Raw genomic sequence first — 6,510 nt, 5'->3', positions numbered from 1 at the left:
TAACGGATCGGTGATATGAGCACCACGATCCACGACCACCTAAGTGTGGGCCGGGTCCGACATCGGACCCGGCCCTCACTTCTGACCGGTGAACTACATGGCCGATTGAGTCAAAGTCGTTCGAATCAGAACAACCGCAGTTTGTCGTCCTCGATGCCCCGCAGCGCGTCGTAGTCCAGGACCGTGCAGCCGATGCCGCGGTCCGTGGCGAGGACGCGGGCCTGCGGTTTGATCTCCTGGGCGGCGAAGACGCCCCGGACCGGCGCGAGGTGCGGGTCGCGGTTGAGCAGCTCCAGGTAGCGGGTGAGCTGCTCCACGCCGTCGATCTCGCCGCGGCGCTTGATCTCGATGGCGACGGTCTGGCCCTCGCCGTCGCGGCACAGGATGTCGACGGGGCCGATGGCCGTCATGTACTCGCGGCGGATGAGCGTGTAGCCCTCGCCGAGCGTTTCGATGCGGTCGGCGAGGAGCTCCTGGAGGTGCGCTTCCACGCCGTCCTTGATCAGGCCGGGGTCCACGCCGAGTTCGTGCGAGGAGTCGTGGAGGACTTCCTCCATCGTGATGATGAGCTTCTCGCCCGCCTTGTTGATGACGGTCCAGACGCCCTCCTCGTCGCCGGAGCCCTCCTTCAGGGTGCAGGGCGGCGACATCCAGTTGAGGGGCTTGTAGGCCCGGTCGTCAGCGTGGATCGAGACGCTGCCGTCCGCCTTCACCAGGATGAGGCGGGGGGCCGACGGGAGATGGGCGGTGAGCCGGCCCGCGTAGTCAACGGAGCAGCGGGCAATGACGAGACGCATGGTCCGCAACGCTACTCGACGGGCAGAGGTCCACGCGATTCGCCCTGGAAGACGCCTGTTCGGTCGTGGCTGATTGTGGGCCTACTGGGAGTTCGCTATGTGCGCATTCTCCTGGTGCCGTCACCGTACGTTGCTTACCGTATAAACGGGAGGTCGCGATGCGTGTACTCAGAGTGTTCGATATCGCGAATGTCCCTTACCTGTCCGGCAACCCCCGAGGTCTGGGGGTGCGAGAGGAGAACCCATGTCGCTCGACGTCTCACCGGCCCTACTCGAGAAGGCCGAGCGAGGCGAGGTCGACGAAGCAGAATTCGTCGACTGCGTCCGGACCTCCCTGCCCTACGCATGGGAGATGATCAGCTCCCTGGTGGCTCAGCTGAAGGTGGACGGCGGCAACTTCGCCGACAACCAGACGCCTCCGCCGGACGAGCAGGCGCGTGGCCAGCTGCTGCGTGCGCTCGCGAGTGACGCGATACGCGGCGCGCTGCAGCGGCACTTCGGTGTGCGGCTGGCCTTCCAGAACTGCCATCGGGTGGCGGTGTTCCCGCTGGACGCCTCAGTGGACGACACGCTGGCACGCTTCACCTCGGTGCGCAGTCAGCTGCTGAATCAGTCGCCGGAATTCCGAGACTGCTGACGTGACGCCGTGATGCCGCATCGCTTGCCGCTCCGTACGCGGGAGGTGCATCTGTACGGGGCGGCAGGCTCCCCCGGGTCCCCGGGCCGACGGCGGGACGTGGATCGTGGGTGGGTGGGTGTGAGCGTCGGGTCAGGGAGACCGAGTTGTCCGGGCCGCGGGGCGGGACAAGCCGGTCGTGGGGCCCTGGAGACCCTTGGTGGGCCCAGGGCGCCCGCACCCTCTCCCGGGCCCACGCCGTCCGCGGTGACCTGACTCAGCCGAGGTGGGGGAGTACCTCGGTGCCGAGCCGTTGGACGTTCTCCTCTGTCGCCGCCAGGTCGCCGGAGCCCTCGACGAGGAGGGCGAAGCGGGAGATTCCGGTGCGCTCCGAGGTGGCCGCGAGACGGTCGGCGCACAGGCGCGGCGTGCCCACCGGGTGCAGCCCGCACAGGAGTTCCGTGTACGCCAGCGGGTCCCGCATCGCGCGGGCGCGGCCGTCGACCGTCACATGCGCGTCCAGCCCCTGCCTCAGCCAGCCCGGCATCGCCTTGAGGAGAGTCTCGACGGCGTCGGTGCGACGGTCCGCGATCTGGCAGACGCCGGCCGACACATGGGCCGCGCCGAGGATCTCGTCCGTCGAACGGCCCGCCACACGCGCCAACTGTCGCCACAGGGACACCATTTCGGCCTTCTCCTCGTCACCGACATGCATACCGAGGAGCATCGGCAGCCCCCGCTCGGCGGCGAGCCGCACGCTCGCCGGTGAGGTGCAGGCGACGACGACCTCGGGGCCGGGGGAGCCGCTCAGCGCCTCCGACGGCCGGGGCACGACGGGCACTTCGCGGAACCTGAACCGCTCACCCCGCCCTTCCACGGACGGCTCGCGCAGCCAGCGCACCAGCAGATCGAGTGATTCCGGGAACCCCTTCTCGTACGCCTCCAGGCCCGCGCCGAAGACCTCCAGGTCCACCCAGGGCCCGCCGCGCCCCACGCCCAGTGTGAAACGGCCGCCGGACGTCACGTGCAGCAGCGCGGCCTGCTCGCCGAGGGCTACGGGGTGGACGGTGGGCAGTACGCTGACCGCCGTACCGACGCGGATGCGGCTGGTGCGGCCCAGCAGCAGGGCGGCCAGGGTGACCGCCGACGGGCACGTCCCGTACGACACGAAGTGGTGCTCGGCCAGCCACACCGCGTCGAGCCCGGCCTCTTCGGCGACCTCGGCCGTGCGCACCGCGCGGTGCAGGGCCTCCCCCTGGCCCTGGCCAGGGAACTGGGCCGCCAGTACAAAACTTCCAACGTGCATGGTGCTTTCCTGCTTCCTCGGCTCCGACGCGGAGCTCCCCCACCGGCATAACCGTCCGACACGTGCCGAGGACACGGCCTGTCGGGGAGATTTGCGGATTGTCTGCAGAATGGGCCGACGGGAGGGTGGTCTGAGGGGGTTGGTGGGGTACGGCTACCCCTGTCCGCTCCGCGTAGGCTGGAGAAGACCCTGCTCCCTGTATAGCTCCGTGAGGTGTCCTGTGTCCCCGCGTCGCAACCGTCCCAAGGGTTCCGACCCCTCCGACCGGAGCGCGGAGGACGACCGCTCCGGGCGGTACGGCGGCTGGCAGTCCACGGAGAGCTGGCAGGGCGAGGAGTGGAGCGTGCGTCATGTGGCGGGCGCCAGCGCCGAGGGCAAGACCTACCGCTGCCCGGGCTGCGACCAGATGATCCCCTCCGGCGTCCCGCACGTGGTGGCCTGGCCGGAGCACTCGGGCGTCGACGAGCGCCGCCACTGGCACAAGGCCTGCTGGAACGCGAAGGACCGCCGCACCTCAAGGGTGCAGCGGTCCCGTAACGCGCCCAGGTTCTAGGCGACTTCAGGTCGCAGCGGCCTCACACGTCCCGGCGCTCCAGCAGCACGAACGCGGCGGCGATCGCCGCCGCCGTCACTCCGGCGAGCAGGCCGAGCTGCGCGCCGCCGCTTCCGTTCCCGTTGTCCAGCGCGAAGACCCTGGCGAGGGCGTTGGGAGCGGCGTACTCCTGCATCTTCTCGCCGATCGTGCGCATGCTCTGCGACATCATCAGGAACGCGGGCAGGATCGCGGGCACCAGCACGAGGCCGAGCATCGTGGTGATCGCGCCTGCCGAGTGCCGCAGCATCGAGCCCACCGCGAGCGACAGGACGCCGAGCAGCGAGACGTACAGCGCGCCCTTGACGACCGTGCCGCCCCACGAGACGTGCGAGGAACCGCTGTGCATGGCCGAGGTCATGAGGCCGACCAGGCCGATGGAGAACACCGAGACGGTGAACGCCACCGCGAAGAAGATGATCAGCTTGGCGGTGAGCACCCGGTGGCGCTGCGGCGAGGCCGTGAAGGTCGTGCGGATCATGCCCGTGCCGTACTCGGAGGAGACGACCAGGACGCCCAGCGTGATCAGGCAGATCTGGCCCAGGATCAGCCCGAAGAAGGCCGGGATCGTGTACGGCACGTCGCCGAAGTCGGAGTCCTGGGTCTGCGCGGCGACCAGGAAGCCGATGCCGACCACCAGGAGCAGGAAGATGCCGAGCGTCCACAGCGTGGAGCGCACCGACTTGATCTTCGTCCACTCGGAGGTGAGCGCGTGGCCGAGGTGGGTGGGGGTGACCGGGATCGGCGAGCTGTACGAAGTGCCGGGCGCCGCCTGCCAGGTGGGGGCAGCGGCGGCCTGCTGCGGCATCGGGGGCGGGGGCGTGCTCATCGGGCGTCCTCGGGCTTGGTCAGGTCGGGGGCGGCGGGCGCGGCGGGCGCCGGGGGCGCGACGGGCGGCTGCGCCGGGGTCTGGGGAGCGGGCTGGGCGTACGGGTTGACGTCCGCGGCACCCGGCGCACCCGGGGTGCCCGGAGCGCCGTAGGGGCCCGCCTGCGGGGCGCCCTGCGGCATCGCGAACGGCTGCCCGCCCTGCTGGGGCGGCGGAGGCGCGTACCAGCCCGGCTGGCCCTGGCCCGCGACCGGCAGCTGCGGCGGCGGCATGGCACCCGGCGGCAGCTCCTGCTGGAGCCCGGCCTTCTGGTCGATGGTCGAGCGGTAGTCGACGGCACCCTGCGTCATCCGCATGTACGCCTCCTCCAGCGAGGCCTGATGCGGAGAGAGCTCCCACAGGCGTACGTCGGCGGAGTGCGCGAGGTCGCTGATGCGGGGCAGCGGCAGGCCCATCACGCGCAGCGCGCCGTCCTGCTCGGGCAGCACCTGGCCGCCCGCCTCGGTGAGCGCGGCGGTCAGCTTCTCGCGCTGCTGCGGCTCGGTCTCCGGGGTGCGGACCCGGGCGAAGTCGGCCGAGTTGTGCGAGATGAAGTCCTTGATGTTCTGGTCGGCGAGCAGCTGACCGCGGCCGATCACGATCAGGTGGTCGGCGGTCAGCGCCATCTCGCTCATCAGGTGCGAGGAGACGAAGACCGTGCGGCCCTCCGCCGCGAGCGCCTTCATCAGGTTGCGGACCCAGAGGATGCCCTCGGGGTCGAGGCCGTTGACCGGCTCGTCGAAGAGCAGCACCTGAGGGTCGCCGAGGAGCGCGGCGGCGATGCCGAGCCGCTGCCCCATGCCGAGCGAGAAGCCCTTGGAGCGCTTCTTGGCCACGTCCTGCAGCCCGACCACGCCGAGCACCTCGTCGACCCGGCGGGCCGGGATGCCCGACAACTGGGCGAGGCAGAGCAGGTGGTTGCGGGCGTGCCGGCCGCCGTGTACGGCCTTGGCGTCGAGGAGCGCGCCGACCTGGCGGGGCGCGTTGGGCAGCTTGCGGTAGGGGAAGCCGCCGATGGTGACCTGCCCCGAGGTGGGGTTGTCGAGGCCGAGGATCATCCGCATCGTCGTCGACTTGCCCGAGCCGTTGGGCCCGAGGAAGCCGGTGACGGCACCCGGCCGCACCTGGAAGGAAAGGTTGTACACGGCCGTCTTGGCGCCGTAGCGCTTCGTCAGGCCGACTGCCTCGATCATGCTCCGCACCCATCGAAAGGTTCAGGACGTCGGGGCGCACGCCCCCGTAAGGGTTAGGAGGATATCGGGGCGCTGACGGTTCCGCTCAAGAGAAAGTAAAAATGTGCAGGTCACGCGGGGGACGGTTGGGGTAAAGGTCTTACCTGGAGCCTTACTCGCACCCCAGTCTTTGTCAGGTACCCGTCCTGCCTGGTCAGGCTGGAAACGGAACCTCCGCACCCGATACCAAGCAGGCCTCACGCCCGACGGGGAAGCGAGTCGTCCAGCGGCGGCAGGTCGTCGTACAGCCGCAGCTCGGACGCGTCGTCGACGTACGGCAGGAAGTCCGTCTGCGGCAGTACCCAGCCCTCCTCACCGAAGACCAGCGTGCCCCGCTCGCGCAGCGCGCGGTCGGCTCCCGCACGCCGCACCCAGGTGGCCGGGTCGGGACCGAGCAGTTCGCGCAGCCGGGCGGACCCGGCCAGCAGCGCCGCGAGCAGCTCCGCCTGGTCGCCGCCGCCCGGACGCGGCTGCCCGGTGGCCGGATCGGCGAGCACCCCGTGCGCGCTGAAGTAGATGTACGCGCCGCCGAGCCGCTCCCCGGAGGGCATCGTCATCGCGAACGCGTCGCCCGGGAGTATCGCCCGCCGGTAGTCAGGGAACTCGGTGTCGTCGACCGCCTTCAGCTGCGTCGAGTCCAGCCAGGTGACGACGAGCGTGGTCTCGGCGCGCGGGTCGACGTACGGCGTCCCCGCCACGTACCCCGCCGGACTGATGTGCCCTGAGCAGCCCACCCCGATGCCGTGCACCCGCACCGGCACCATCGGCACCGTCGCCGGGATGCCGAGCCGGGTCAGCTTGTGGGCGACCTGCCCGGGGGAGGCGTTGGAGCCGACGGCGATCACCGGGTGGCGGTGCCCGGTGCCGACCTGGCCTAGGTCGGCGAGCGCCTCGTCGAGCCGCTGCTGCTCCTGGCGCTCCTCCACGTACCACTCGCCGAGCCGCAGCGGCCGCACGTCGAGCTGGAGCAGTTCGCCGCCGGTGAGCAGCGAGGGCTCGGTGGTGGGACGGCCGGGATAGGTGAGCGGCTGCTTCGCGGGCACGTCGTCCAGGCCCAGCGCCTGCAGGCTTCGGTCCTTCGTCGTCACGGTGACGCCCT

The 6,510-nt window shown here is 70.5% G+C and carries 7 protein-coding genes; 2 read left to right on the top strand and 5 right to left on the bottom strand.

The features are described from left to right. Positions 1-125: 125 nt before the first annotated feature. The gene (gene nucS / locus ACFVWD_RS41155) at positions 126-797 is read right to left on the bottom strand and encodes an endonuclease NucS (RefSeq protein WP_060901300.1); all 672 of its coding nucleotides are present in this window, start codon (positions 795-797) and stop codon (positions 126-128) included. A 244-nt stretch (positions 798-1,041) separates the two neighbouring features. Between nucS and ACFVWD_RS41150 the strand changes: the two genes are divergently transcribed. Beyond that, positions 1,042-1,434: an SCO5389 family protein gene (locus ACFVWD_RS41150; protein WP_101400700.1), complete on the top strand. Its 393-nt coding sequence runs from the start codon at positions 1,042-1,044 to the stop codon at positions 1,432-1,434. Positions 1,435-1,690: 256 nt separating this feature from the next. On the opposite strand, the gene ACFVWD_RS41145 is transcribed toward ACFVWD_RS41150, so the two are convergent. Next, positions 1,691-2,719 (bottom strand): LLM class flavin-dependent oxidoreductase, encoded by a 1,029-nt coding sequence (locus ACFVWD_RS41145; protein ID WP_389603069.1) that lies wholly within the window; start codon positions 2,717-2,719, stop codon positions 1,691-1,693. Between the two features lie 220 nt (positions 2,720-2,939). On the opposite strand from ACFVWD_RS41145, the gene ACFVWD_RS41140 reads away from it, so the two are divergent. Beyond that, the gene (locus ACFVWD_RS41140; RefSeq protein WP_054233208.1) at positions 2,940-3,272 is read left to right on the top strand and encodes a hypothetical protein; all 333 of its coding nucleotides are present in this window, start codon (positions 2,940-2,942) and stop codon (positions 3,270-3,272) included. Positions 3,273-3,294: 22 nt separating this feature from the next. On the opposite strand, the gene ACFVWD_RS41135 is transcribed toward ACFVWD_RS41140, so the two are convergent. From ACFVWD_RS41135 to ACFVWD_RS41125, 3 genes are all read right to left on the bottom strand, one after another. Further along, on the bottom strand, positions 3,295-4,140 hold the full coding sequence (locus ACFVWD_RS41135; RefSeq protein ID WP_389603068.1) for an ABC transporter permease: 846 nt from the start codon (positions 4,138-4,140) through the stop codon (positions 3,295-3,297). Further along, positions 4,137-5,372, bottom strand: coding sequence for an ABC transporter ATP-binding protein (locus ACFVWD_RS41130; protein WP_389603067.1), 1,236 nt, complete (start codon positions 5,370-5,372; stop codon positions 4,137-4,139). Before ACFVWD_RS41130 ends, ACFVWD_RS41135 begins: the two co-directional genes overlap by 4 nt. Before the next feature lie 236 nt (positions 5,373-5,608). Then, positions 5,609-6,499 carry a hypothetical protein gene (locus tag ACFVWD_RS41125; RefSeq protein ID WP_248003129.1) on the bottom strand — a complete coding sequence of 297 codons (891 nt, stop codon included), beginning with the start codon at positions 6,497-6,499 and terminating at the stop codon, positions 5,609-5,611. Positions 6,500-6,510: the final 11 nt, after the last annotated feature.

This window comes from Streptomyces sp. NPDC058086 (assembly GCF_042885015.1).
Lineage (GTDB): Bacteria > Actinomycetota > Actinomycetes > Streptomycetales > Streptomycetaceae > Streptomyces.
The sequence above is the reverse complement of the archived record's forward strand: the minus strand, read 5'-3'. Positions and strand labels throughout refer to the sequence as shown.

Excerpts from the sequence above, each read along its gene's own strand:
- ACFVWD_RS41130 (WP_389603067.1), bottom strand. The coding sequence starts at position 5,372 with ATGATCGAGGCAGTCGGCCTGACGAAGCGCTACGGCGCCAAGACGGCC.
- ACFVWD_RS41145 (WP_389603069.1), bottom strand. The coding sequence starts at position 2,719 with ATGCACGTTGGAAGTTTTGTACTGGCGGCCCAGTTCCCTGGCCAGGGC.
- nucS (WP_060901300.1), bottom strand. The coding sequence starts at position 797 with ATGCGTCTCGTCATTGCCCGCTGCTCCGTTGACTACGCGGGCCGGCTC.
- ACFVWD_RS41135 (WP_389603068.1), bottom strand. The coding sequence starts at position 4,140 with ATGAGCACGCCCCCGCCCCCGATGCCGCAGCAGGCCGCCGCTGCCCCC.
- ACFVWD_RS41150 (WP_101400700.1), top strand. The coding sequence starts at position 1,042 with ATGTCGCTCGACGTCTCACCGGCCCTACTCGAGAAGGCCGAGCGAGGC.